The 25,847-nt window shown below is 35.3% G+C and carries 27 protein-coding genes and 1 other annotated feature; of the genes, 25 read left to right on the top strand and 2 right to left on the bottom strand.

Translation table 11 applies throughout. The annotated features are described in order from the left end of the window. Positions 1–102: 102 nt before the first annotated feature. The 18 genes from ACFQ18_RS02810 (at position 103) to yajC (ending at position 14,121) form a co-directional block, all read left to right on the top strand. Positions 103–870 carry a M23 family metallopeptidase gene (locus ACFQ18_RS02810; protein ID WP_047183719.1) on the top strand — a complete coding sequence of 256 codons (768 nt, stop codon included), beginning with the start codon at positions 103–105 and terminating at the stop codon, positions 868–870. Continuing rightward, complete coding sequence (locus ACFQ18_RS02805) at positions 857–1,717, top strand: site-2 protease family protein (protein ID WP_204797692.1); 861 nt, start codon at positions 857–859, stop codon at positions 1,715–1,717. The genes ACFQ18_RS02810 and ACFQ18_RS02805 overlap by 14 nt, the downstream gene beginning before the upstream one ends. Before the next feature lie 89 nt (positions 1,718–1,806). Continuing rightward, positions 1,807–1,879 (top strand) — a sequence feature (ribosomal protein L21 leader region). Positions 1,880–1,891: 12 nt separating this feature from the next. Further along, a complete protein-coding gene (rplU, locus tag ACFQ18_RS02800; RefSeq protein ID WP_047183721.1) occupies positions 1,892–2,200 on the top strand; it encodes a 50S ribosomal protein L21 in 309 nt (102 codons plus the stop codon). A 12-nt stretch (positions 2,201–2,212) separates the two neighbouring features. Next, on the top strand, positions 2,213–2,548 hold the full coding sequence (locus ACFQ18_RS02795; RefSeq protein ID WP_047183722.1) for a ribosomal-processing cysteine protease Prp: 336 nt from the start codon (positions 2,213–2,215) through the stop codon (positions 2,546–2,548). Next, the gene (gene rpmA / locus ACFQ18_RS02790) at positions 2,549–2,830 is read left to right on the top strand and encodes a 50S ribosomal protein L27 (RefSeq protein WP_047183723.1); all 282 of its coding nucleotides are present in this window, start codon (positions 2,549–2,551) and stop codon (positions 2,828–2,830) included. Positions 2,831–3,041: 211 nt separating this feature from the next. Further along, on the top strand, positions 3,042–3,566 hold the full coding sequence (locus ACFQ18_RS02785) for a Spo0B domain-containing protein (protein WP_060667947.1): 525 nt from the start codon (positions 3,042–3,044) through the stop codon (positions 3,564–3,566). A gap of 14 nt (positions 3,567–3,580) precedes the next feature. Beyond that, on the top strand, positions 3,581–4,861 hold the full coding sequence (gene obgE, locus ACFQ18_RS02780; RefSeq protein ID WP_047183725.1) for a GTPase ObgE: 1,281 nt from the start codon (positions 3,581–3,583) through the stop codon (positions 4,859–4,861). Positions 4,862–4,910: 49 nt separating this feature from the next. Next, positions 4,911–5,765 carry a prephenate dehydratase gene (gene pheA, locus ACFQ18_RS02775; protein WP_047183726.1) on the top strand — a complete coding sequence of 285 codons (855 nt, stop codon included), beginning with the start codon at positions 4,911–4,913 and terminating at the stop codon, positions 5,763–5,765. A gap of 245 nt (positions 5,766–6,010) precedes the next feature. Further along, positions 6,011–6,937 carry a SafA/ExsA family spore coat assembly protein gene (gene safA / locus ACFQ18_RS02770; RefSeq protein WP_204797691.1) on the top strand — a complete coding sequence of 309 codons (927 nt, stop codon included), beginning with the start codon at positions 6,011–6,013 and terminating at the stop codon, positions 6,935–6,937. Positions 6,938–7,199: 262 nt separating this feature from the next. Beyond that, complete coding sequence (gene nadE, locus ACFQ18_RS02765; RefSeq protein ID WP_047183727.1) at positions 7,200–7,940, top strand: NAD(+) synthase; 741 nt, start codon at positions 7,200–7,202, stop codon at positions 7,938–7,940. 67 nt (positions 7,941–8,007) lie between these two features. Next, on the top strand, positions 8,008–8,529 hold the full coding sequence (locus tag ACFQ18_RS02760; RefSeq protein ID WP_204797690.1) for a YhcN/YlaJ family sporulation lipoprotein: 522 nt from the start codon (positions 8,008–8,010) through the stop codon (positions 8,527–8,529). 117 nt (positions 8,530–8,646) lie between these two features. Further along, a complete protein-coding gene (locus tag ACFQ18_RS02755) occupies positions 8,647–9,378 on the top strand; it encodes a YebC/PmpR family DNA-binding transcriptional regulator (RefSeq protein ID WP_047183729.1) in 732 nt (243 codons plus the stop codon). Between the two features lie 211 nt (positions 9,379–9,589). Next, positions 9,590–10,195: a Holliday junction branch migration protein RuvA gene (gene ruvA, locus ACFQ18_RS02750; protein ID WP_047183730.1), complete on the top strand. Its 606-nt coding sequence runs from the start codon at positions 9,590–9,592 to the stop codon at positions 10,193–10,195. Between the two features lie 23 nt (positions 10,196–10,218). Next, on the top strand, positions 10,219–11,223 hold the full coding sequence (gene ruvB, locus ACFQ18_RS02745) for a Holliday junction branch migration DNA helicase RuvB (protein WP_047183731.1): 1,005 nt from the start codon (positions 10,219–10,221) through the stop codon (positions 11,221–11,223). Between the two features lie 2 nt (positions 11,224–11,225). Beyond that, complete coding sequence (locus tag ACFQ18_RS02740; protein WP_167542279.1) at positions 11,226–11,417, top strand: DUF2905 domain-containing protein; 192 nt, start codon at positions 11,226–11,228, stop codon at positions 11,415–11,417. 38 nt (positions 11,418–11,455) lie between these two features. Beyond that, positions 11,456–12,487, top strand: a complete 1,032-nt coding sequence (gene queA / locus ACFQ18_RS02735) for a tRNA preQ1(34) S-adenosylmethionine ribosyltransferase-isomerase QueA (RefSeq protein WP_204797689.1) — start codon at positions 11,456–11,458, stop codon at positions 12,485–12,487. 32 nt (positions 12,488–12,519) lie between these two features. Next, complete coding sequence (gene tgt / locus ACFQ18_RS02730; RefSeq protein WP_047183733.1) at positions 12,520–13,665, top strand: tRNA guanosine(34) transglycosylase Tgt; 1,146 nt, start codon at positions 12,520–12,522, stop codon at positions 13,663–13,665. Positions 13,666–13,860: 195 nt separating this feature from the next. Further along, positions 13,861–14,121: a preprotein translocase subunit YajC gene (gene yajC / locus ACFQ18_RS02725; protein ID WP_047183734.1), complete on the top strand. Its 261-nt coding sequence runs from the start codon at positions 13,861–13,863 to the stop codon at positions 14,119–14,121. A 150-nt stretch (positions 14,122–14,271) separates the two neighbouring features. On the opposite strand, the gene ACFQ18_RS02720 is transcribed toward yajC, so the two are convergent. Together ACFQ18_RS02720 and spoVB are read right to left on the bottom strand one after the other, a co-directional pair. Beyond that, on the bottom strand, positions 14,272–14,652 hold the full coding sequence (locus ACFQ18_RS02720; RefSeq protein WP_047183735.1) for a TIGR04086 family membrane protein: 381 nt from the start codon (positions 14,650–14,652) through the stop codon (positions 14,272–14,274). Between the two features lie 332 nt (positions 14,653–14,984). Then, entirely contained in the window at positions 14,985–16,535 is a 1,551-nt protein-coding gene (spoVB, locus tag ACFQ18_RS02715; RefSeq protein WP_204797688.1) for a stage V sporulation protein B, read from the bottom strand. A 111-nt stretch (positions 16,536–16,646) separates the two neighbouring features. Between spoVB and ACFQ18_RS02710 the strand changes: the two genes are divergently transcribed. From ACFQ18_RS02710 to dtd, 7 genes are all read left to right on the top strand, one after another. Beyond that, positions 16,647–16,943: a post-transcriptional regulator gene (locus ACFQ18_RS02710; RefSeq protein ID WP_047183737.1), complete on the top strand. Its 297-nt coding sequence runs from the start codon at positions 16,647–16,649 to the stop codon at positions 16,941–16,943. Positions 16,944–17,136: 193 nt separating this feature from the next. Next, positions 17,137–19,407, top strand: a complete 2,271-nt coding sequence (gene secDF / locus ACFQ18_RS02705; RefSeq protein ID WP_204797687.1) for a protein translocase subunit SecDF — start codon at positions 17,137–17,139, stop codon at positions 19,405–19,407. A gap of 105 nt (positions 19,408–19,512) precedes the next feature. After that, positions 19,513–19,827, top strand: coding sequence for a LapA family protein (locus ACFQ18_RS02700; RefSeq protein WP_047183739.1), 315 nt, complete (start codon positions 19,513–19,515; stop codon positions 19,825–19,827). A 62-nt stretch (positions 19,828–19,889) separates the two neighbouring features. Further along, entirely contained in the window at positions 19,890–22,199 is a 2,310-nt protein-coding gene (recJ, locus tag ACFQ18_RS02695) for a single-stranded-DNA-specific exonuclease RecJ (RefSeq protein ID WP_204797686.1), read from the top strand. Next, a complete protein-coding gene (locus ACFQ18_RS02690) occupies positions 22,189–22,701 on the top strand; it encodes an adenine phosphoribosyltransferase (protein WP_047183741.1) in 513 nt (170 codons plus the stop codon). Before recJ ends, ACFQ18_RS02690 begins: the two co-directional genes overlap by 11 nt. A 473-nt stretch (positions 22,702–23,174) precedes the next feature. Beyond that, the gene (locus tag ACFQ18_RS02685) at positions 23,175–25,376 is read left to right on the top strand and encodes a RelA/SpoT family protein (protein WP_204797701.1); all 2,202 of its coding nucleotides are present in this window, start codon (positions 23,175–23,177) and stop codon (positions 25,374–25,376) included. A gap of 24 nt (positions 25,377–25,400) precedes the next feature. Continuing rightward, the gene (gene dtd / locus ACFQ18_RS02680) at positions 25,401–25,847 is read left to right on the top strand and encodes a D-aminoacyl-tRNA deacylase (RefSeq protein ID WP_047183743.1); all 447 of its coding nucleotides are present in this window, start codon (positions 25,401–25,403) and stop codon (positions 25,845–25,847) included.

Genomic DNA, 25,847 nt, shown 5'->3' with positions numbered 1-25,847 from the left:
GGATGTAATGAATACTTTCATTGCATCTTTTTTATTTTTTCTTCATATGTCCTTTAAAGTCACATATACTTGTACAAATGTTTATGAAGGATAGTGAGGCTTATGGATAGAGGAGTAAAGAAAGTTAGAAAGGCAATTGAAAAACGTAAGAAGTTAAGGGGTTCGATTTCAAAAGGAAGTGATATGAAAAAGATTTATCCAGCATTTCCGCAAGACGAAGAAAAGCATGGTTTTTATCCTTTCTTTTCAGAAGAAGTAAGTCCATCGGAAAAAAAGGGAACCTTGGTGACTGGTTTTATTTTAAAGGGAATGTTGTCTGTTATGTTATTTTTAGGAGTAGCATTGCTTCAAAACACGGATTCCGAAGCTCTTGATGCGCCTAAACAATGGACAAGCGGTGCTCTTACAAAGGAATTTCCTTTTGCACAAGTAAATGAATGGTATCGTGATACATTTGGAAACCCTTTAGCTTTTTCACCAGAATTACCCCCGCAAACGCAAGCAGCGGAAACAATGGCGCTTCCAGTTAGTGGGAATATAACAGAGTCATTTCATGTAAACGGGAAAGGAATAAAAATTGCTCCAGAAGAAACAACGGAGGTTTCCGCATTACGTGATGGAATTGTCATATTTGCTGGAAAAGATAAAGAAACTGAGAAAACCGTGATTGTACAGCATGCAGATGGAACTACATCTAGTTATGGTTATTTAAGTGATATTGATGTTCATTTATACCAATTCGTTGTAAACAATCAACCATTGGGAACATTTCAGCCATCTAGTGATAATGAAATGGTTTATTTTTCAATCGAAAAGGATAATAAATTTATTGATCCAGTCCAGGTGATTCAGGTTGATGAAAAGCCTTAATATTTTACCTAAAATTCATTTACACCCTATATTAATTATTTTCATTATCATTTCTGTTATCACTGGAACATTTATCGATTTGTCTATTATTTTATCCATCGTTTTTATTCATGAGCTGGGCCACTTTTTGATGGCAAGGCATTTTAAATGGCGAATACGGGGAATCATGTTGTGGGTTTTTGGAGGGGTATTGGATACAGATGAACACGGCAATCGTTCTATAAAAGAAGAAGCACTTGTAACGGTAGCGGGGCCATTTCAGCACGTAATCATACACCTGCTTTTATTTTTTTTAGCCTTTACCCCATTAGTGCCAGAAAATATCATGGATACAGCAATGTATTATAATTCTATCATTCTATTGTTTAACTTAATACCGATATGGCCTTTGGATGGTGGTAAATTATTAATGTTAATCCTATCTAAATATTTACCATATAAGAAGGCTTATGAAACCACTATCATTTCATCCATCATATTAAGTATCGTTTTCCTAATCCTACAACTCGTCTTTTTTCCATTTACTTTAAGTACAATGATGATCATGCTTTTTTTAATAGTGGAAAATTGGAAAGACTGGAAACAGAGATATTTTGTATTTATTCGTTTTTTGTTGAATCGATATGAGGGCTCTTCACATGTTGCAAAGGTTGAACCTATAAAAGTACCATCCGATTTGAAATTGATGGATGTATTTTCCAAATTTAGAAGGGAAATCAAACATTCCATCTATATCAACTTTGCAAATAGTGATAGAATTGTTGTAGATGAAACGGACTGTCTGTACTCTTATTTTAATGATAAACAATATAATAGCCAGATTGGGGAAGTCTTTGTCACGTCTTAACTGGCTAAATGAAGTTATACAGTATAGCCAACTTCTTCTTGACAAGAAACTCTATAGATGATAACATCAATATGTTATTTATCGTAGCACCAGTGCTACAACCGCACAGAATAGGTGATAAAACTACTAGTTAGTACCTAAATGGCGAGTCTGAGTAATTGAGGAGGTGCAATTATGTACGCAATTATCGAAACAGGTGGTAAACAATTCAAGGTTGAAGAAGGCCAAGCAATTTATGTAGAAAAGCTTGCTGCAGGTGAAAATGAATCTGTAACTTTTGATAAAGTTCTTTTCGTAGGTGGAGATGACGCTAAAGTCGGAGCTCCTTTCGTTGAAGGTGCTACTGTTACGGCTAAAGTTGAAAAACATGGTCGACAAAAGAAAATTTCAGTAATTAAATTCAAACCTAAGAAAAACTATCATCGTAAACAAGGTCATCGTCAACCATATACTAAATTAGTAATCGAAAAAATTAATGCATAAGGATATAAGTGTATGATTCAAGTTACTGTATATCGGCTAAAAAATCAAATAAATGCATTTGAACTTTCTGGACATGCTGGAAGTGGTCCATATGGATTTGATCTGGTGTGCGCAGGAGTTTCAGCAGTTTCATTTGGTGCTGTTAATGCAGTAATGGAATTGTGTGAATTGGAATTAGGAATTGAACAAGGCTCAGAAGGTGGTTATTTATATGTAACCATACCGGATGAACTTGACTCTTCTATTATGAACAAAGTACAACTTCTCTTCGAAGGGATGCTTATTTCCTTAAAGACTATTGAGCAAGATTATGGTGATTTCATTCAAATAAAAGAGGAGGTGGAATAAATGCTACGTTTAGACTTACAGTTTTTCGCAACGAAAAAGGGTGTTGGTAGTTCTAAGAACGGTCGTGACTCTGAAGCAAAACGCCTTGGTGCAAAACGTGCTGATGGTCAATTCGTAACTGGTGGTTCAATTTTATACCGTCAACGCGGTACAAAAATTTACCCTGGTGAGAATGTAGGCCGCGGTGGGGATGATACACTTTTTGCTAAAGTTGATGGTGTTGTAAAATTCGAACGCTATGGTCGTGATCGCAAAAAGGTTAGTGTTTATCCAGCCGTATAAGAAGCGTAAAAAAATAAAACTCCAGCCAAATTGTTGGTTGGAGTTTTTTGTTGGTTTAGGAAATTATAAAATTTATGCATGTGGATAATTATTCAGAAAAGGCCACGTCCGGCTCCAGCGCCTTTGTTCTTTCAATTGCTTTTTGAACAAACTCTTCATGTTAATTCTCTTCATTTTCTGCTATACTTTCATCATGGTGGGGGGAGAGAAAATGAAAGATCTTGAAGTTATACAACTGCTTCAGCATTATCGACACGATTTACTGAATCAACTTCAACTTGTTCAAGGTTACTTATCTATGGGGAAAACCAATAAAGTAGAAGAAAAGTTGGAGGAGTTATTTTCGCTCTTAAACGAGGAAAGAAAACTAACAATATTGCAAACACCAAAATTTGCATTATGGCTTATTCAATTTAATCACATTTACAAAAACTTTCGAATTACATATACAATTGATATTGAAAATCAAAACCTTGAACATCTCGATGAAATTTTATTAACAGAATGTAAAGAGTTCATGGAATACATGAAGAAAATTTCTGATGGGGATCAGTTATATGAAATGGAATTAACCATAAAAGAAACAGAAGATAAACAAAGTATTGAAACTTGCTTTTTTATTGATGGTCTTGTGAATAAGTCTCATACTTTGGATATTAATGAAGAAAATAATAAAGGAAGCATATATGAAACTGAAGATGGAATAGTAAGACGATTTATTACTCCAAAGATATAGTGAGGTGAGTCTGAATGTTTGTAGATCAGGTACGAGTATACGTAAAAGCTGGTGATGGAGGGAACGGCCTTGTCGCCTACCGCAGAGAAAAATATGTACCAAAAGGCGGCCCAGCTGGTGGTGATGGAGGAAATGGTGCTGATATTATATTTGAAGTAGATGAAGGGCTTAACACATTGATGGACTTCCGATATAACCGCCATTTCAAGGGTAAACGTGGGGAAAATGGTATGAGTAAGAATCAGCACGGAAAAAATGCTGAACCATTAGTTATTCCTGTTCCACCAGGTACTACTGTTATGGATGAAGATACAGAAGAAGTGATTGCCGATCTAACTACACAAGGTCAAAGAGCGATAATTGTACATGGTGGTCGTGGTGGTCGAGGAAACTCAAGGTTTGCTACACCGAGAAATCCTGCTCCAGACTTTGCAGAAAATGGTGAGCCAGGGGAAGAACGAAACATAAAAGTAGAGTTAAAAGTAATTGCGGATGTTGGGCTTGTTGGTTTCCCAAGTGTAGGGAAGTCAACATTTATTTCTGTAGTTAGTGCTGCAAAACCCAAAATTGCAGATTATCATTTTACAACGCTATCACCAAATTTAGGGGTTGTTGATACCGAAGACCATCGTAGTTTTGTCATGGCAGATTTACCGGGGTTGATTGAGGGTGCGCATGCGGGTGTTGGTTTAGGACATCAATTTCTTCGTCATGTAGAACGTACGAGATTAATCGTACATGTTATAGACATGGCTAGTATGGAAGGAAGAGATCCGTACGAAGATTATGTGAAAATAAATAATGAATTAAAAGAATACGATCCTAGTTTGTTAAAGCGTCCGCAAATTATTGCGGCAAACAAAATGGACATGCCAAGTGCAAAAGAAAACCTTGTTGAATTTAAGGGTAAATTAAACGAAGATATACCGATTTTTGAAATCTCTGCATTGACCAAAGAAGGCCTTCGGGAAATACTCTTTGCAATTGCAGATAAATTAGACTCGATACCGAAAGTTTCAACTGAGTTGGAAGAGACAGATAAAGAAGTTGTTTATCGATATCAAAAAGAAGAAGAACCTTTTCAAATTTCTAGAGATGACGACGGTGCATTTGTACTATCCGGTGCAAAAATAGAAAAACTCTTTAAGATGACAGATTTTGCAAGAGATGAAGCAATACAACGTTTTTCACGTCAGCTACGAACAATGGGAGTAGATGATGCCCTTAGAAAACGTGGTGCTAAAGATGGTGATACGATACGTCTATTAGATTTTGAATTTGAATTTATAGAATAAATAGAGGTTTTACTAATAGGGTTTTGGTAGTAACAAGGGGGAAGAGATTTTGACTACAATAGGATATTTAGGTCCAAAGGGAACATTTACAAAATTAGTAACCGATTTAGCATTTAATGGCGAAGAAAAAATTAGTTATAAGACAATTCCACAATGTATGGATGCTGTTGAAAAAAATGAAGTAGATATTGCTGTAGTACCTATCGAGAACGCAATCGAAGGTACAGTCCTGTTAACTTTAGATTATTTAGTTCACCAAGTAAATTTACCGGTAGAAGCAGAAGTGGTTCTTCCAATTCAACAGCATTTACTTGTTCATCCAAACTTTGAAGGTGACATTTCAGATCTTAAAGAGGTTCATTCACATAATCAAGCAATCGCCCAATGTCACCAATTTCTTCATGAAAATATGCCAAATGCAACAATCAACTTTGCTTCCTCTACTGGAGGAGCAGCGGAATTTGTTAGTAAATTAGATGATAAGCCTATTGCTGCGATTGCTAATAAACTAGCTGCCAGGGAATATGGTTTAAAGATTTTAAAAGAAAATATTCATGATTATAAAGAAAATCATACAAGATTTTTTGTCTTAACAAAAAATAAACAATTGTTGAACTTAAATCATGAAAAAAAAGGAGAGAAAACGACGCTAGTTATTACCTTGCCTGATGATTTGCCGGGGGCCTTACATCAAATACTTTCTGCTTTTGCTTGGCGTAAAATGAACTTATCTAAAATTGAGTCACGTCCAACTAAAACAGGATTAGGTAACTATTTCTTTGTAATTGATGTCGTGCAACCAGATAATGATGTTCTCATTCCAAATGTCATTCAGGAAGTGGAAGCCTTAGGATGCCAAGTGAATATATTGGGGACTTATCCTGTTTATCAAATGAATCCATAATGCTTACCGTTGACCAATAATATGGTTAACGGTTTTTCTTTTATAAAACTTAGGCAACACCAAGTTTCCCGTGTAGTGAATAAAGTATAAACTTTCTACCCGGCATAAGTGACAACTAGGACATTTGCTTCAAAACCTAGGAAACGCCCCAAGTTTTCTAATAGTATGGGTCAACATTTTATACTTTGATGCATATGTTGATATAGTAATTAGCCCAGCTATTAATGAAAGGAGTTTGGTCCGTTTTGAAAATACACATTGTTCAAAAGGGAGATACGTTGTGGGAACTATCCAAAAAATATGGGGTAGACTTTGAGGAATTAAAACAGGTAAACTCTCAATTAGCCAGTCCCGATATGATTATGCCAGGGATGAAAATTAAAATACCTAGTGCAACGAAGGCGGTGAAAAAGGAAACTAAAAAAGAGACCTTCGTAAAAGAAAAACCAAAAGAAAAACCAAAAGAAACGCAAAAGCCATTTAAGGAAATGTCCCCTAAACCAATGCCTGTAATCCATGAAGATGAAAAGGAGAAAAAAGAATATGTAAAACCTGTAATGCCGATACAACCTCAGTTGCCAATGCAGCCATTTACACAAATGCCAATTATTGATCAAGACTTTGAGTTTAATTTTAATCAAATTGCAAAACCTAAACAGGAAGTTAAACAAGAGGTTAAAAAAGAGAAAGTAAAAAAAGAGGCAAAAGAAGTTAAGGAGCATCATAAAGAGAAGCCAGTTCAACCGCAAATGCCAGTTCAACCACAAATGCCAATTCAACCACAATTACCAATACAGCAGCCTATGATGCAACAGCCGATATTCCAACCAATGCCACAGATGATGCCTTGCTGCTATTTTGTTCCATGTCCTCCACCTTGCTTTCATCATCCGATGATGATGCCAGAAGCATTTATGCCTGCAACTACTTTACCAGCTTACCAACAACCGGATGAGTGTGGATGTGGCGGGCAGGAAATGCCGACATTTGAGAATTATCCAACATATGATATGAATGCAAATTATCAGCCCATGTTATACGCAAATCAATCAATGGATATGATGAACCCACCTAATTTTCCAAATGTAGATCCAACTGCTTCATATCCAGTCCCACCAACATTTCCAAATTTCTCCACATTTCAAAGAGAAGAAGATGAGGATGAACAATAATAACCTTTTTAAGAGACGTTATGTGTAAAACGTCTCTTTATTTTTTAAACGGGCAATAAGTCACCCACTCCGAACTTCTAGGAAACAAAGAAGGAAGGTGGAGATCAACTTGCGATAAGTCTTCTTTATCCCCTTATATGGTATAATTATTAAATGTCTGTACATATTACTTTAAAGAATGCTAAAAATTTGTTGGAAGATTGTAGTTTTGATAAAATTATCCAAAGAGATAGATTTGTTTCTTACCTAAAGGGGGATAAACTTGGAAAAGTATGTAGAGAAAATCGTCGAATGGTTAAAACAAAAACTAATTGATACAGGTGCAAAAGGCTTCGTAGTAGGTGTTAGTGGTGGAATAGATTCTGCTGTAGTTGCAAATTTAATCAAATTAGCGGCTCCAGAACATTCCCTAGGCGTATTACTACCCATTTATACAAAATCAGAGCATATGACAGATGGGATTAAAGTAATTGAAACATGCGGAATTAACTCCATGACCATTGATTTAACGGAAACCCACAAAGTAATGTATTCGCATATTAAACATCAATTGGACGAAAAAAATGAATTTAATGAATCATCAGATCAGATTGCAGGTGCTAACTTAAGAGCAAGATTACGTATGAGCGCATTATATACTGTTGCAACGAATTACAATTATTTAGTTGTTGGTACTGATAATGCGGCAGAATGGTATACGGGTTATTTCACCAAATATGGTGACGGTGGGGTAGATATACATCCACTTGTTGACTTCACTAAATCAGAGGTCCGGGAAATGGCGAAGTATTTGAATGTACCAGAAGAAGTTATAACAAAAGCACCTAGTGCAGATCTTTGGGAAGATCAAACGGATGAAAATGAAATGGGAACAACTTATGACCGTATTGATGCTTATCTAAGAGGTGAGTCTGTACCAGAAGAAGATAAGCAGATAATAGAGAGGCTTCATAAACAGTCTGAACATAAGAGAGTAGGAATACCCCAATTTAAGAGAAGTTAAAATTGGTAACCTTTTACTGTGTAATATAACCTCCCTGATACAAACTATTCGTAAGGGAGGTTGTTTCATGTTTAAAAGAAAAGTATTCATCGTTTTTGGTGCAACCCTCATGCTACTTGGATGTAGTGATAATAATGCATTAGATAATTCGAATAATGATACGAACATCGACACTGCACCAGTACGATATGAATCTCGACAAGAGCAAAATGAAAGAAGAGGGTTAACCAATCAATTATCACCAGAACAAGATGGTTCTCCACTAAATGAACAAACTAATATGGAGGATAATTTTACGGACCCATACACAAATGAAGAAGCTGTTCATATATACAATGAATTGATGAAGCGGGAAGAAATAATGCAGGCTCAAGTAGCTTCCACAGAAGATCGCATCATTGTTTCTGTCATGTTTAAAAAGCAACATTTTAACCATGAATCTAAACCAAACGGAATGGATGTAGAAAATGCTGTAAGGGAGATTGTTCCAAATACCAAAAAGGATATTGTCGTTTATACAGATAATATTGAATGGGATAAACGGAAGAATGATAATGCAAGATTGAAGGATAGACAAAATAATGAATAAGCATCCAAGTATGGGTGGCCGACCTTGAGAACCTTTGCATTTGCAAAGGTTTTGCTTTTATATATGTGCAATTTTTGATATAGTATATAGGGAAATTTCAAGAGAGGAGAATGCCCCATGGCTGGTCATTCTAAATGGAAAAATATTCAAAGCAGAAAAAACGCACAAGATGCAAAAAAAGGTAAAATTTTTATGCGACATGCAAAAAATATATACACTGCCGCTAAGTTAGGTGGCGCCGACTTAACTACTAACAATGCTTTAAGAACTGCAATCGATAAAGCGAAAGCAGATAATATGCCAAATGATAATATTGAGCGAAATATTAAAAAAGCTACTGGAGATTTAGATGGAGCTAATTATGAAGAAATTACGTATGAAGGATATGGCCCAGGTGGAGTTGCGGTAATCGTTCATGCGCTTACAGATAATAAAAATCGTACTGCTTCCGAAGTAAGACATGCATTTAAGAAAAATGGTGGAAACTTGGGGGAAACTGGTAGTGTATCCTTTATGTTTGACAGAAAAGGGTATATAGTTATTTCTAATGAAGATGGTAAGATTGATGAAGATGAGTTAACACTTGACGCACTGGAAGCGGGAGCGGAAGATATTCAAATGGAAGATGGGGCTTATGAAATATTTACAGAACCCGAGAACTTTCAGGAAGTTGTAAATCAATTATCAGAATCAGGTTATCACATCGAGGATAGTGAAGTTACATTAATTCCTCAAACCTATAATAGTGTATCTGAAGAAGATGCTGAAAAAATGCAAACTCTTATAGAAACGTTAGAAGATAATGAGGATGTTCAAGATATCCATCACAATTTAGAAGAAACGGATTGAGCAATAAACTTCTATTTCTAGTTTAGAAATAGAAGTTTATTGTGTTAGACATTGTTCAAAAAGACAATTCTAAGGACCTTCGACTAATTTTCGTCACGTCCTTGAAAAAGAAAAGCACTTTTTCAGCGTGCGATGTACAAATACTGGAGTATTCCTTTTTGAACACGCACTATTATTTCATTCATGATAAAATATAGTTGGGGGGACGTCATTGATAGCTTATATAAAAGGTAAAATGGTGAAAATACAAGAAGATTCCGTCGTTATTGATGTTAATGGAATTGGTTATGAGATTATTTGTGCCAATCCATTTTCATTTCAATCATTTATGAATAAGGAAGCAATAGTTCATACATATCATTATGTTCGTGAAGATAGTCAAATACTATATGGCTTTAAAAATGAAGATGAGAAATATTTATTTATTAAGTTAATTTCTGTGTCAGGAATTGGACCTAAAGGCGCGTTAGGTATTTTAGGATCAGTAGATATTCCTGCGTTCGTAAGTGCCATTGAACAAGAAGATGATAAATTTTTAACGACATTTCCTGGTGTTGGTAAGAAAACAGCCAGACAAATCATTTTAGATTTAAAAGGGAAACTTAATTTATCCTTCTCTATTGGAATAGATCAAGAACAGGATTCAGAGGAAGCTAAGGTAGATTATCAAACTATTAATGAAGTACAAGAAGTACTCAAATCCCTAGGATACTCAGATAAAGAGATAAGATTAATTCTACCAGAACTTAAAAAGGAACCTAATCTTAATGTAGATGAAGCTGTACGGAAAGCATTATCATTGTTAATGAAGGGCTAAGCTAAGAACAGGGGGGAATCGACGTGGATGAACGGATGGTAGCAGGTGAAATGCAAGATGACGATTTATCCATAGAACAAAGTCTTCGTCCAATACGATTAAATCAATATATTGGTCAAGATAAAGTAAAAGAAAACCTACAAATCTTTATCAAAGCTGCAAAAATGCGTGAAGAACCGTTAGATCATGTGCTACTCTATGGACCTCCTGGATTGGGAAAAACAACATTAGCTGCTATTATTGCAAATGAAATGGGTGTTCATTTTCGTTCCACATCAGGCCCCGCTATAGAGAGAGCTGGAGATTTAGCGGCTATCTTGTCTTCGTTAGAGCCTGGCGATGTTTTATTTATAGATGAAATTCATCGTTTACCACGAACGGTTGAAGAGGTTTTATATCCTGCTATGGAAGATTTCTTCCTAGATATTGTAATAGGAACTGGACCTAGTGCCAGATCAGTTCGGATAGACTTACCACCTTTTACATTAGTTGGTGCAACAACGAGAGCGGGTCTACTTTCAGCCCCATTAAGGGATAGATTTGGGGTTCTTTCTAGATTGGAATTTTATGATGCCAATCATTTACAATCTATTGTGGAACGGACTGCAGAAATTTTTCAAACATCGATAACGAAAGAAGCCGCATTCGAAGTTGCTAAACGGTCTAGAGGAACCCCTAGAATTGCAAATCGGCTGCTCAAGCGGATTCGAGATATTTCCCAGGTGAAAGGGGAAGAAGAAATAAGTTTAGAAACGACTAATCAAGCTTTAAACATGTTACAAGTGGATGAAGTTGGCTTAGATCATACCGATCATAAATTACTAAAGGGTATCATAGAAGGATTTCGGGGTGGACCAGTGGGACTAGATACAATAGCGGCGACAATTGGGGAAGAGTCACAGACCATTGAAGATGTGTATGAACCATATTTATTGCAACTTGGATTTATCCAACGGACACCAAGAGGAAGAGTAGTTACAGATAAAGCTTATCAACATTTTGGTATGAAAGGGCATGAGGATAAGTGAATTTGGGAAAACTCTTTATTATACTCGGTATTATTTTCCTAGTTATCGGCATCATATGGACCTTTATTGGCAGATTACCCGGTGATATTCATTTTAAAGTCGGGAATGTTTCCTTTTATTTTCCGATTGTAACATCCATTGTTATAAGTATTATATTAACGATAATATTCTCAATAATAGGCCGCTTTCGATAAGAAATTGTGATAAATCAACAAGAGTAAGGAGTTTTAGCATGAACATAGAAGATTTTGATTATCATTTACCAGAAGAATTAATTGCACAAACACCTTTAAAAGATCGAACTTCATCGCGCCTATTAGTATTAGATAGACAAACGAAGAATGTGAAACATGAACATTTTTCAGATATTAAAAAATATCTGAAACCAGGAGATTGCCTCGTACTTAATAATACAAAAGTACTTCCGGCAAGATTATACGGTATAAAAGAAAACACAGGGGCAAAAATCGAAGTCTTATTACTACACCAAAAAGAAGAAGATACATGGGAAGTTCTTACCAAACCAGCCAAAAAGGTGAAAAAAGGGACTGTCTTGGTTTTTGGAGATGGATTACTTCAAGCGACCTGTGTGGGCTTTAAGGAACATGGTGGAAGAATATTAGAATTTAGTTATGATGGAATTTTTTATGAAGTTTTGGATCAACTTGGTGAAATGCCATTACCTCCGTATATTAAAGAACAATTACCAGAAGAAGATAAGGATCGATATCAAACGGTATATGCAAAAGAGGAAGGATCGGCTGCAGCTCCAACAGCAGGATTACATTTCACTTCCGAATTATTAAATGAAATAAAAGAGATGGGAGTTACAATCGCTTTTATTACGTTGCATGTAGGATTAGGTACATTCAGACCAGTTAGTGTTGATAAAATAGAGGAACATGAGATGCATTCCGAATTTTATCAGATGACAAAGGAAACAGCAGATACGTTAAATAAAGTTAAAGAAAATGGTGGAAGAATTATTTCTGTTGGAACAACTTCTACAAGAACACTGGAAACGATACGAAGAGACCATGATAAATTTGTTGAAACAAGTGGATGGACTGATATTTTCATATATCCTCCATACGAATTTAAAGCAATTGATGGATTAATTACGAATTTCCATTTACCTAAATCAACACTTATTATGCTTGTCAGTGCACTAGTTGATAAGGATACCATTCTAAGAGCATATAATGAAGCGGTAGAAGAACGTTATCGTTTCTTTAGTTTTGGGGATGCAATGTTAATCTTATAGTAAGTGTTAAAAAAAGAGGAAGTAAAGGACGTATGAAATTGACACCAATAACATATGAATTAATTAAAATAGATAAGCAAACTGGGGCAAGACTTGGGCGAGTTCATACACCCCATGGATCGTTTGATACACCTACGTTTATGCCAGTAGGAACGTTAGCTACTGTAAAAACAATGAGCCCAGAAGAATTGGAGAGTATGAATGCAAATATCATACTTTCCAATACGTATCATTTGTGGTTAAGACCTGGTGAAGATATTATTCGCGAAGCAGGTGGACTTCATAAATTTATGAACTGGGATGGTGCTATTTTAACGGATTCAGGTGGATTCCAAGTTTTTAGCTTAAGTGACATGAGGGAAATTAAAGAAGAAGGTGTACATTTCCGTAATCATTTGAATGGCGAAAAATTATTCCTTTCACCCGAAAAAGCAATGGAAATTCAGAACGCCTTAGGATCAGATATTATGATGGCTTTTGATGAATGTCCACCATATCCAGCCACCCATGAATATATGAAATCATCTGTAGAAAGAACTTCAAGATGGGCAGAAAGATGTTTAGAGGCACATAAACGAAAAGATGTACAAGGACTATTTGGTATTGTACAAGGTGGAGAATTTGAAGATTTAAGAAAACAAAGTGCAAATGATTTAATCTCTTTAGATTTCCCTGGTTATGCAATAGGTGGATTATCTGTTGGGGAACCAAAAGATGTGATGAATCGCGTTTTAGAGTTTACAACACCGTTATTACCGGCGAATAAACCACGTTATCTAATGGGAGTAGGGTCTCCAGATTCTTTAATTGATGGGGCGATACGTGGAGTAGATATGTTTGACTGTGTATTGCCAACAAGAATTGCTCGTAATGGGACATGTATGACTTCAACTGGTAGATTAGTGGTTCGGAATGCGAAGTATGCTAGAGATTTCCGACCAATTGATGAAAATTGTGATTGTCATGTATGTAAAAATTATTCCCGTGCTTATATTCGTCATTTAGTAAAATGTAATGAAACATTTGGTTTTAGACTTACGACTTATCATAACCTCTATTTTCTGTTAAAATTAATGGAGCAAGTACGATTTGCGATAAGTGAAGATCGACTTGGAGATTTTAGAGAAGAATTCTTTGAACAATATGGCTTTAATAAGCCAGATGCAAAGAACTTTTAAGTGTGTGTTCAAAAATGAGGATGAAAAGGACCGAGATCGGCTAAATGCGATAATGTCCTTGGGCTCCGATTACTTGCCCCTCCGTAGACATTTGTTGCAATGCTGCCCCTTTGTAGTGGTATGCCGACGTGTCATTTTCACTGGACTTTTTGAACAACCTCTTTAAAAATATATTAATGAAGGAGGGATATAATTATGGAAATGTTAGTTTCATTATTACCTATTATTTTAATGTTTGTTATTTTCTACTTCCTATTAATTCGGCCTCAACAAAAAAGGCAGAAGAAAGTTCAAGAGATGCAAAATAACATCCAAAAAGGTGATGACGTAGTAACTATTGGTGGTTTACATGCTAAAGTTCATGGTTTAGATGAAGAGACGGTTGTTTTAATCACCGAAAATGGTACAAAACTTACGTACGATCGTTCAGCGATTCGTGAAGTAAAACAAGGCTAAGTTTGAAATATACATAGTCAATAAAAAGAAGCTGTCATCGTTTATACGACAGCTTCTTTTTGTCCTTGTCTATGAAATTATAAAATTTGTATGGCTGTGGCTAACTCAGATACAGGAATAGCCACGTCCGGCTCCAGCGCCTTTGACCATTTATTCACTCGTATCCCCAATAATGTTAACCCCGATGACTCCACCGATTACAGCGGCGAAAATGAACCCGATGTGATGTAGGGATTGTTCCATGGAAAACCCTTGCTGATAACCTAAATACTGAACTAGAAACGTAAAAACAGTAAATCCAATCCCTGTAATAGCACCGACGATCCAACCTTTTGCTTTTCCTTTTAACCCCGTAATTAGGCCTCCTATAAATAGAGATAGAATACCAATCACTAGAGCAATCCAAGATAGTAAATTTTCATCTAAGGACGTTACTTTAAGTAAAAATGCAATGATAACGCTAGAAATAAGAATTAAACCTAATACTGTAATCCAGCCAAATAACAGTGCATGGAATAATTGTTTACGCATTCATTCTCCTCCTTAACCTTTGTCCTTGTCTAGGAAATTATAAATTTTGTATGGCTGTGACTAACTTAGATACAGAAATAGCCACGTCCGGCTCCAGCGCCCAGTGACTAGTAGACTTCCTTCACCTCCGTACGATAAGTCAACATCGGCTCGCTTACGCTCACCGTGTTTCCTTTATCTCCTACGGCTCAGTCCAGTCTATACGTCACTAAGCGGGCGCTTGCGCCTTTGTCCATCTCTATAGTAATCATATTCATGTTGATATAGAATTAGAAGAAAATTATATAAAAAAGAAAAAGCAGTACAATTTTTATGGATGTACTGCAAAACTTTTAAAACCATTTTTGGAGGAAGGGAATTTGCTTTAACTCTTCCTTAGTTAGAAAGCGTAAAATGAATAAAAATAGGATGTATACTAGAACAAGTATAATAAGAACAGTCATGAAGGTAATAATATTGGAATTGAGTGATTCATATATGTTTTTCATAAAATCACCAACAACCCACGTTAATACCATCAATAGAATCATTTTACTTAAATCTTTAAAAGGTATATAATAATTTATCGCTTTTTGTAAGGTAATAAGATGTAATAGTGTAATTAGTACAACGCCAACACACATTGCGATAGCAACACCCATTATTCCAAAATTAGGGTTGGAAGCTAATACAAGTAAAACCGCAAATTTTACAGTAGCTCCAATTAAACTATTCCACATGGCAGGTTTAGCAAGATCCAATGCTTGTAAGGCCGCTTGTAAAGGAGATTGGATATACAATAATATATAAAAGGGTGCCATAAGCATTATAAATGTACTGGCATTTGCTGTACCATACATATAAGATAATATTTGTACAGAGAATAATGTAAGAATGACAGTTGCAATGGCACCAGAAGCAAAAGAAATACGGATCGATTGATGGATACGGTAATGGATTAATTTTTGATTATTTCTCGCTTCCGCTTCTGATATGTTTGGTACGAGAGCGATTGCTAATGAATGAGTAATAAAAGTTGGCAAAAATAATAATGGCAAAACATACCCTGTTAGCTCACCATATTGTTTGGTTGCTAAAGTTGTTGCTACACCTGCAATGGCAAGACTTTGGGCAACTAAAATGGGTTCAAGAAAATTAGAAATAGAACCAATCATTTTACTACCTGTACTTGGAAGTGCGATTGAAAACAATTCTTTTAACGTATCTTTACTTGATTTCAAGTATGAAAAGAAGTTTGTCCGAATTTTAACTACCTTTCTGCGTTTAAAGCTTCCAATCATGTATAACATGGAGATAAATTCTCCTAAGATTACACTAATCATAGCTCCAGCTGCTGCGTACTCTACGCCAAAAGGAAGTAGAAGGTTAATAAATAAAGCAACACATGTAATTCGTACAATCTGTTCAATTACTTGGGCAAAGCTCTGTGGTTTCATATTTTGTTTTCCTTGAAAATACCCTCTAAGTACAGCAGAAATAGCAGTAATTGGTACAATTGGACTGATTGCAATTAGAGGTAACATGGTACGCTCGTCCGTTAATAAAGTTTTTGCTATAAAAGGTGCACCGATAATCATAACAATTGTAAATAATATACTTGTAACACCTGTTATCACTAAAGATACGACTAAAATACGTTTTATTTTTTTATGGTCACCAATCGCATCTGCTTCTGCGACACGTTTCGAAATGGCAACAGGTAGACCTAATTGTGTTAACGTCATAACTAAAAATAAAGTGGGTAAAGCCATCATATATAAACCGATACCTTCTTCACCCATTAATCTAGCCATTACAATTCGATTGATAAATCCTAAAAATCGTGTAATCATTCCAGCTAGTATTAAAATAAGGGCACCTTGTAAAAATGTTTGTTTGGTCATTTTTTGTCGACCCGCCTTCTCAAAAAATAAAAATTCATATACAATAATGTATATGCTAGAGCAGTGGGCAAGCATGACACTAAAAATCTCCGTATAACAGGAGGGGAAGAATTGGAAGCAATACATGCTGTAAATGAATGGAAAGAGCAAGTGAAGCCAATATTAGAAAGTAAAGCTTATGAATTTCAAGCGATGGGCTATTCACAAGTAACGGCTGAAGATGTATGGAATTGTTTAGTGACAAAGGTTTGGAAGGGAAATCCTAACAAACGCATTCATGAATTGATACAAGATATTCTTCATTTAGGATCGAATGTTTATTTAAGCTATTTGACGGTTAAATCATATGAAAATGATGATTTAATGGCTTCCATCGCTGCTTTAACAGGGGCAACTAAAGAAAAATAGTAAGTAATTGAAAGGATTGTTCAAAAAGACCGGTGAAAATGACACTTTAGTTGGCAATAGTGACGGCGTTGCAACAAATCTTTACGGTGGGACGAGCAATCGTAGTCCCAGGTCGTTCCAACATTTAGCCGACCTCGGTACTTTTCATCCTCCTTTTTGAACACGACTTTAAACTATAGGAGGCAATAAATCCATGAAAAAGAGAGGCAGAATCGTTGCCTTTTTTCTAATCGTCTTACTTTTTGCGATAACGATTGGAACAACGATCACAGGAGTAACAAAAGATGTTAATTTGGGGCTTGATCTCCAAGGTGGTTTTGAAATTCTCTATGAAGTGGAACCAGTAGATTCATCCCAAGAAGTAACAAGAAGTTTGTTAGAAGGTACTGTACAGACACTCAATGATCGAGTGAATAGATTGGGGATAAGTGAATCTGTCATTGACATAGAAGGGGAAAATAGAATTCGGGTACAGCTTGCTGGTGTTGAAAATCAGAAACAAGCAAGGGAACTCATAGGAACATCTGCCCAATTATCTTTTCGTGATGTAAATGATAATGAATTATTAAGTGGAACGGATATTAAAGAAGGCAGTGCTTCCCAAGATTTTGATCCTAATACTAATGCTCCCATCGTTTCTTTGAAATTAAAAGATGCTAAAAAATTTGCCGATGTAACAACCCAAATAAAGAACATGAATGACCCAGAAACACCATATCCTGATAATTTATTAGTTATTTGGATGGATTACGAAAAAGGGGATTCATTTAGTAATGAATTCGGTAAAGAAGATCCTAAGTACATTTCTGCACCTAGTGTAAAAGAAACACTAAATACTACGGATGTCATGATTAGTGGAGACTTTACAGTAGAATCTGCTAAACAATTGGCAGACGTAATTAACTCCGGATCTTTACCAGTACATATGACTGAAGTTTATTCTAACTCAGTTGGAGCCCAATTCGGTGAGCAAGCCTTAAACGAAACAGTATATAGTGGAATTATTGCAGTAGCGATTATTATATTGTTTTTAATTGCAGTATATCGATTTGCAGGTATTATAGCATCGATTAATCTTCTTATTTACACATATATTGTAATAGTTGTGTTCGAATTAATGAATGGCGTATTAACACTCTCTGGTATTGCGGCCCTCATTTTAGGTATTGGAATGGTAGTTGATGCGAATGTTATTACGTTCGAAAGAATAAAAGAAGAATTGCGTCTAGGAAAATCTGTTAAAGCATCATTTAAGGCAGGAACCAAAAACTCTTTTATTACTATTTTTGATGCAAACTTAACAACCTTAATTGCGGCCGTAGTCTTATTTATATTTGGAAGTAGTTCTGTAAAAGGCTTTGCAACCATGTTAATGATCAGTATTCTTGTTAGTTTTCTAACTGCTGTTTTTGGTACAAGACTTCTATTAGGATTTTGGGTTGATAGTGGTTTCTTAACTAAACGGAAGACTTGGTTGGCGGTTAAAGAAAGTGAAATTAAGGATATAACAAGTTCTTCACAAGAGGAACCAAAATTATTTAATCGGAATATTAATGTTGTTAAACACAGAAAGAAATTCTTTATCTTTTCTGCGATTACCGTCATTATAGGGATTGTCTCATTTATCATCTTCCAAATTAATCCTGGTATTGATTTTACAAGTGGTACTAGAATAGAGGTAGTTTCAGAAACTAATTTAAACGTAGAAGATGTCGAAAAAGGATTTGAAGAGCTCGGCTTAAATCCAATATCAACTGTAATATCCGGGGATAATGGAAAAACTGCAGTATCAAGATTTGATAATGTGCTATCGGAAAACGAAGTAAACGAAGTACAAAAATACTTTATCAATCAATATGGTAAAGAACCAACCATTAGTGTAGTTTCTCCTATTGTTGGACAAGAGTTAGTGAAAAATGCCATTTTTGCAGTTGCCTTAGCATCTCTCTTTATTATTCTTTATGTTACAATTCGTTTTGAGCTGTTCTTTGCGATAACGGCTCTAATTGCTTTGTTACATGACGTATTTATTATGCTAGCGGTCTTTAGCCTAACACAGATAGAATTTGATATAACAATTGTGTCTGCTATTCTTACAATTGTAGGTTATTCGATTAATAATACGATTGTTATCTTTGATCGAATTAGAGAAAATATTCGAGCAAGAAAACAAGTTAAATCTTTTAAAGAATTAGCTACTATTGTAAATAGAAGCTTTATACAATCTTTTACTAGAAGTATAAATACATTTTTAACAACTTTTATAGCTGTTTTAGCCTTTCTATTCCTTGGAGCTCAATCTATTACTACTTTTGCTATTGCATTAGCAGTAGGACTATTAGCAGGAACCTATTCATCGCTATTCCTAGCAGCTCAGTTATGGCTAGTATGGCGCGGTAAATCAATTAAGACTCGCCCACTCGATTTTAGAAAGAAAAAACGTGTGGATGGTCCACAAGTATAAATACATTTCATTAAAAACCCATGTTGCTACCTGCAATGTGGGTTTGATTTTTTAAAAAAGGGTAAATTAAAGTTACAGTCCATATAATCCATAAGGAGGAATAAAATGAAGGGACAATCCTATGTTCTATTAGCACTTATTTTTACAATTATTGTTGCAGTATTTGCCATCATGAATGTTGAACCAGTAGAAGTTAATTACTTATTTTGGTCAGGTTTCTCCCCATTAATATTGGTCATCTTATTTTCAGTACTAATGGGCGGACTAATAACAGCAACAGTTGGTGCACTCAAAATGTTTAAAATCCAAAAAGAACTAAAACGATTAAAGAAAGAGAACGTTCGTATGGAAACGATCCTAAAAGAAAATGGTCTAGTAAAGAAGGATATTGAATTGGATGAAACAGAAATAGACCGGTGAAAAAATTCTAGTTTGCTACCCCTACCACACTCTAGTATAATAGTTTGGTCAGGGGTGAATGTATGTTACAAAATAGATCAAAGTGGAAATATGTAGAAATGGAAGATAAAGCAGTACCGTCCATGGACGAATTCACTGACCTATCTCCGGTTCTGAGAAAGATGTTAGGACAAAGAGGAATAACAACAAAAGAGGAAGTTAATCGATTTTTATCGCCTGATTTAAATAATTTACATAGCGCTGAATGGTTAGATTCTATTGAGAAAGCGACCCAACGAGTTCATGATGCTATTTATAATAAGGAAAAAATACTAGTTTTTGGTGATTATGATGCAGACGGTGTTAGTTCAACGACTGTCATGTTAAAAACTTTGCAAGAGCTTGGTGCAGATTGTGATTTTTATATACCAAATCGTTTTACTGAAGGTTATGGGCCTAATGAAGATGCATTTGTAAAGGCGCATGAAGAAGGATTCTCGGTGATTATTACTGTGGATACAGGTATTGCAGCAGTATATGAGGCCTTTGTTGCTAAGGAATTGGGGATTGATTTAATAATTACTGATCACCATGAGATTCAAGAAGAATTACCAGAAGCATTTGCTATTATCCATCCTAAATGTTCTCCCAATTACCCTTTTAAAGAGCTTGCGGGAGTCGGGGTGGCTTTTAAATTTGCTGAAAGTTTATTAGGATATTTTCCTAAACATTTGCTTGAATTTGTTGCAATTGGAACGATAGCGGACTTAGTGCCGCTAGTTGATGAAAATAGGATTTTTGCCTATTTTGGTTTGCATGCATTAACGATATCCAAAAATGTTGGAATCCAAGCTTTAAAAAACGTAAGCAAAATTGAGGGAAATGTCACAGAAGAGGATGTTGGCTTTTCAATAGGACCGAGACTGAATGCTGTTGGTAGATTACAGGATGCGGACTTAGCTGTACAGCTTTTAATGTCAGATGATCTAGTAGAAGCAATGGAGATTGCACAAGAAATCCAAAGTCTTAATGAAAGAAGACAAAGAATTGTTAATGAAATCGTGAAAGAAGCCGAAGAAATTATTCAAGATATCAATGGGGTAGTGGTTGTTGCAAAAGAAGGTTGGAACGAAGGAGTACTAGGGATTGTTGCTTCTAAATTAGTAAGGAAATATGATCGACCTGCTATTGTTCTAACAATTAAGCCTGAATTACAAGTAGCAAAGGGATCTGCAAGAAGTATACCAGCATTTGATCTTTTTACCCATTGTATGAAGGTTAGAGAACTTTTCACCCATTTTGGAGGACATGCTCAAGCTGCTGGAATGACATTACCGATTGAAAATACAGAACTTATAAATGAAAGATTAAATACATTTATTACAGAAGAATTAACAGAAGAAGATTTTAAACAAGAAATTGAAATAAGCAGTACATTAGATATTGCAGAAATAAATGTAGATTTAATTTATGAAATTGCTCGTCTTGCGCCATTTGGAATGAAAAATCCGAAACCTATTTTTGAGATAAAAGATATACCTACTGATGTTCGTCAAATAGGAAGTACTAAAAACCATCTTAAGCTTCATTTTAATAAGGATTCTTCACAAATAGAGAGTATTGGATTTGGCCTTGGTCACTTATATCATTTTATTTCGCCGAACACTCCTTTATCCGTTGTGGGGGAACTTGGCATAAATGAATGGAATGGAAATAAAAAAGCTCAAGTATTGATCCAAGATATGAAAATTGACACATGGCAGTTATTTGATCAAAGAGGTAGAAGACAGATTCAAATTCAACCAATCTCTAATCAAAAAATATTAGCCATAAGTAACGGACAGTTAAATATTGACCCATCCATTTATCATGAAGAATATCAAGAAATGATGAACTTAGAAGAAGTCGATATGCTCTATATATGTGATTTGCCACCGAACTTGGAAATCCTTAAGAAGGTTGTTAAGGCGACGAAACCAAAAATAATTTATGCATGTTATTCGGTCGAAGAAAGTGCTTATCTAACTTCATTTCCAAAAAGAGAAGAATTCATTTGGTATTATGCCTTCATAAAAAAGCGTAAGATTGTAGATTTAAAACAAGAATTAAAGGCAATTATGAATGTAAAGGGTTGGAGTAAAGAAAGAATCATCTTTATGTCAAAAGTGTTTTTCGAATTGGATTTTGTTAAAATAGAGAATGGTATTATTCAAATAAACCCCAACCCAGAAAAACGAGATCTTACCGAGTCAACATCATATAAGGATAGATTGAAAAGAATCGAAGTCGAAAAAACGTTATACTATTCAAATTATGAGGAATTAAGGACTTGGTTTACAAACTGTATGGAACAGTTGGAAACCACCAAGGAGGAAGTTGTCAGTGGACTATAAAAATTATATAGAAATCGTACAGAATTACCCGAAAGAAGGGATTGTATTTAAGGATATTACTCCTTTAATGAATGATGGAGATGCCTATAAGGCCGCCATAAATGATATTGTTAAATATGCAATGGATAAAGAGGTAGATATTGTAGTCGGTCCGGAAGCTAGAGGATTTATTATTGGATGTCCAGTATCATATGCTCTGGGGATTGGATTTGCTCCAGTACGGAAAGAAGGTAAATTACCTCGAGAGGTAATAAAAGTAGATTATGGGCTAGAATATGGAAAAGACATCTTAACCATTCATAAAGATGCTATCAAACCAGGTCAACGTGTATTAATTACGGATGATTTACTAGCAACAGGTGGAACCATTGAAGCGACAATTAAACTAGTAGAAGAATTAGGTGGAATCGTTGCAGGTTGTGCATTCATAATAGAGCTAAGTTACCTTAAAGGAATGGATAAATTAAAAGACTATGATGTATTCACGCTTATGAGATATTAGAAAATCTAGAGTTCGCCCAAAGCTTTAGTGAACTTAGTTGCACGTATGCTGGATAAAATTATATTTTTTTAACTAAAATAGAGGTCTGACGATAAATATATTGCGTCAGGCCTCATTAAGTTATTGCTAAATTTCATATATAAACACTTATTAAAAATTTATGGTGGACACTGCTAGAAAAAGGTCCTATAATGATGATTATATTTAAATCCTCTTTAATAGAAAGATTTTACCTAGAAAATTCGTGTTCAAAAAGGAGGATGAAAAGGACCGAGGTCGGCTAAATGCGCAACATCCTGTTGCAAAGCCGACACTCGCACGTCCTGTGCTTCGCAGTTCGAGGCGGCGTAGCTTTGAGGAACGGAGCGTATGCAATTAATACGTGAGTACCGGTGAGTCTTGTCAACGAAGAAATGCGAAGTGTCATTTTCACCGGACTTTTTGAACAACCCCTAGAAAATAAAGGTGATTATATGCCAAAAGACAGCAACTATACAATCGAAGACATTAACCAAAAAGCTAGCAAATACCTTAATCAAAAAGATATAGCTTTTATTAATCGTGCATACGAATATGCGAAAGAAGCTCATAAAGAGCAATTTAGAAAATCTGGTGAACCTTATATCATTCATCCTATTCAAGTAGCAGGGATTTTAGTTGATTTAAAAATGGATACGGAAACGATTGCTGGTGGTTTTCTTCATGATGTAGTAGAGGATACGGATATTTCCTTAGACGATATTGAGAAAGAATTTAATCATGAGGTTGCAATGCTAGTTGACGGTGTTACGAAATTAGGAAAAATTAAATATAAGTCAAAACAAGATTTGCAAGCAGAAAATCATCGTAAAATGTTTGTAGCGATGGCAAAAGATATTCGGGTTATCTTAATAAAATTGGCAGACCGTTTACACAACATGAGAACGTTAAAACATTTACCTCCAGAAAAACAACGTCTCAAGTCCAAAGAAACAATCGAAATATTTGCTCCCTTAGCTCATCGATTAGGTATCTCAACAATTAAATGGGAGTTAGAAGACACAGCTCTACGGTATTTAAATCCCCAACAATATTATCGTATCGTTCATTTAATGAAACAAAAAAGAGAAGAACGAGAGTCTTATATAAAGGAAGTAATGGAAGGGTTAACGAAGGAACTCCATGAGGTTAATATTGAAGCAGAGATATCTGGTAGACCAAAACATTTATATAGTATCTATCAAAAAATGGTAAAACAAAATAAACAATTTAATGAAATATACGATTTGCTCGCTGTGCGAATCATTGTAAATAGTATAAAGGATTGTTATGCGGCACTTGGAATTATTCACACGAACTGGAAACCTATGCCTGGCAGGTTTAAAGATTATATTGCTATGCCAAAGCAGAACCTTTATCAATCACTTCATACAACTGTTATTGGTCCAAAAGGTGATCCTCTAGAAGTTCAAATACGAACAAAAGAAATGCATGAAATTGCCGAATACGGTATAGCCGCTCATTGGGCTTACAAGGAAGGAAAACAAGTAAAGAACGGTACAAAATCTTTTGAAGAGAAACTAACACTCTTTAGGGAAATTCTTGACTGGCAAAGTGACACACATGATGCGGAAGAATTTATTGAATCTTTAAAAGTCGATTTGTTTTCTGACATGGTTTATGTGTTTACACCAAAAGGAGATGTCATTGAACTTCCTTCAGGTTCTGTACCACTTGATTTTGCTTATAAAATTCATACGGAAATTGGAAATAGAACGGTTGGGGCTAAAATCAATGGAAAGATGGAACCATTGGATTACAAATTGAAAAACGGCGATATTATTGAGGTAATGACTTCTAAACATTCTTATGGTCCATCACATGATTGGTTGAAGATAACTCAAACATCACAAGCAAAAAGTAAAATTAGAGCGTTTTTCAAAAAACAACGTAAAGAAGAAAATGTACTCAAAGGAAAAGAAGCGGTTGATAAAGAGATACGTGCATTAGGAATTCGACCTAAAGAAGTACTAACCCCGGATAATTTGCAACGAGTATTGGATCGTTTTAATTTTATTAGTGAAGAGGATATGTATGCTGCGGTAGGATATCAGGGGATAACAGCTGCTTTAGTTGCAACTCGTTTAACGGAAAAGATACGGGAAGCACAACAAAAAGAACAGGATTTAGAAAAGAAAATAAATGATTCAAAAGCAGGAACAAATGATTGGAAGTTAAATAAAAAAGACTCTGGTGTACGTGTTGAAGGTGTTGATAACCTTTTAGTTCGATTAGCTAAATGCTGTAGTCCAGTGCCTGGTGACGAAATTACTGGGTATATAACGAAGGGAAGAGGAGTTTCAGTTCATCGTGCAGACTGTCCAAATGTACAAACGGAAGAAGCTAAACAACGTTTTCTAAAGGTTGAATGGACCAATGAAAAGACAGTCGATAAGACGTATCATGTTGATTTAGAAGTATTTGCTTATGACCGTAGAGGATTACTAAATGAAGTCTTACAAGCAGTAAACGAAATGCGTACGAACATGACTCATGTGAATGGAAAGGCGGACCGTAACCGAATAGCTACCATTCAAATAACGATTTTAATTCATAATACAAAACATTTAAGAAAAATAGTAGAACGGATTAAACAGATCAAAGATGTATATAGTGTAACAAGAGTATTACATTAAAGGTAAAGAAGGTATGATTTTTTTATGAAGGCAGTAATTCAACGTGCTCGTAATGCTAATGTAAAAGTAGATGGAAAAGTCATAGGAGAAATAGATAATGGATTTGTTGTTCTTTTAGGTGTAACACATGATGACAACGAGGAAGATATGGACTACCTTGTAAAGAAGATTGTACATTTAAGGGTGTTTGAGGATGAAAATGGGAAAATGAATGATTCTCTTTTAGACATTGGTGGCAGTATATTATCCATTTCACAATTTACCCTTTACGGTGACACAAGAAAGGGAAGAAGGCCAAGTTTTACAAAAGCAGCAAATCCAGAAATCGCAAATGAGTTGTATAATAAGTTTAATAAAAAACTAGAAGAACAAGGAATCTTAGTTCAAACAGGAGAGTTTGGGGCAATGATGGATGTTTCTCTTACGAATGTTGGCCCCGTAACTTTCATTATAGATACTAAGGATAAGTAA

Origin of the sequence: Oceanobacillus caeni (assembly GCF_042678465.1) — a bacterium.
Classification (GTDB): domain Bacteria; phylum Bacillota; class Bacilli; order Bacillales; family Amphibacillaceae; genus Oceanobacillus; species Oceanobacillus caeni.
Note: the sequence above shows the minus strand (reverse complement) of the source record. Positions and strands in the feature narration are given on the sequence as shown.

Coding starts and splice junctions, on each gene's coding strand:
- ACFQ18_RS02810 (WP_047183719.1), top strand. CDS start 103: ATGGATAGAGGAGTAAAGAAAGTTAGAAAGGCAATTGAAAAACGTAAG.
- rpmA (WP_047183723.1), top strand. CDS start 2,549: ATGCTACGTTTAGACTTACAGTTTTTCGCAACGAAAAAGGGTGTTGGT.
- ACFQ18_RS02720 (WP_047183735.1), bottom strand. CDS start 14,652: ATGCGTAAACAATTATTCCATGCACTGTTATTTGGCTGGATTACAGTA.
- obgE (WP_047183725.1), top strand. CDS start 3,581: ATGTTTGTAGATCAGGTACGAGTATACGTAAAAGCTGGTGATGGAGGG.
- rplU (WP_047183721.1), top strand. CDS start 1,892: ATGTACGCAATTATCGAAACAGGTGGTAAACAATTCAAGGTTGAAGAA.
- tgt (WP_047183733.1), top strand. CDS start 12,520: ATGAAATTGACACCAATAACATATGAATTAATTAAAATAGATAAGCAA.
- ACFQ18_RS02700 (WP_047183739.1), top strand. CDS start 19,513: ATGAAGGGACAATCCTATGTTCTATTAGCACTTATTTTTACAATTATT.
- secDF (WP_204797687.1), top strand. CDS start 17,137: ATGAAAAAGAGAGGCAGAATCGTTGCCTTTTTTCTAATCGTCTTACTT.
- ACFQ18_RS02805 (WP_204797692.1), top strand. CDS start 857: ATGAAAAGCCTTAATATTTTACCTAAAATTCATTTACACCCTATATTA.
- queA (WP_204797689.1), top strand. CDS start 11,456: ATGAACATAGAAGATTTTGATTATCATTTACCAGAAGAATTAATTGCA.
- ACFQ18_RS02685 (WP_204797701.1), top strand. CDS start 23,175: ATGCCAAAAGACAGCAACTATACAATCGAAGACATTAACCAAAAAGCT.
- dtd (WP_047183743.1), top strand. CDS start 25,401: ATGAAGGCAGTAATTCAACGTGCTCGTAATGCTAATGTAAAAGTAGAT.
- spoVB (WP_204797688.1), bottom strand. CDS start 16,535: ATGACCAAACAAACATTTTTACAAGGTGCCCTTATTTTAATACTAGCT.
- ACFQ18_RS02795 (WP_047183722.1), top strand. CDS start 2,213: ATGATTCAAGTTACTGTATATCGGCTAAAAAATCAAATAAATGCATTT.
- ACFQ18_RS02755 (WP_047183729.1), top strand. CDS start 8,647: ATGGCTGGTCATTCTAAATGGAAAAATATTCAAAGCAGAAAAAACGCA.
- recJ (WP_204797686.1), top strand. CDS start 19,890: ATGTTACAAAATAGATCAAAGTGGAAATATGTAGAAATGGAAGATAAA.
- ACFQ18_RS02760 (WP_204797690.1), top strand. CDS start 8,008: ATGTTTAAAAGAAAAGTATTCATCGTTTTTGGTGCAACCCTCATGCTA.
- ACFQ18_RS02785 (WP_060667947.1), top strand. CDS start 3,042: ATGAAAGATCTTGAAGTTATACAACTGCTTCAGCATTATCGACACGAT.
- yajC (WP_047183734.1), top strand. CDS start 13,861: ATGGAAATGTTAGTTTCATTATTACCTATTATTTTAATGTTTGTTATT.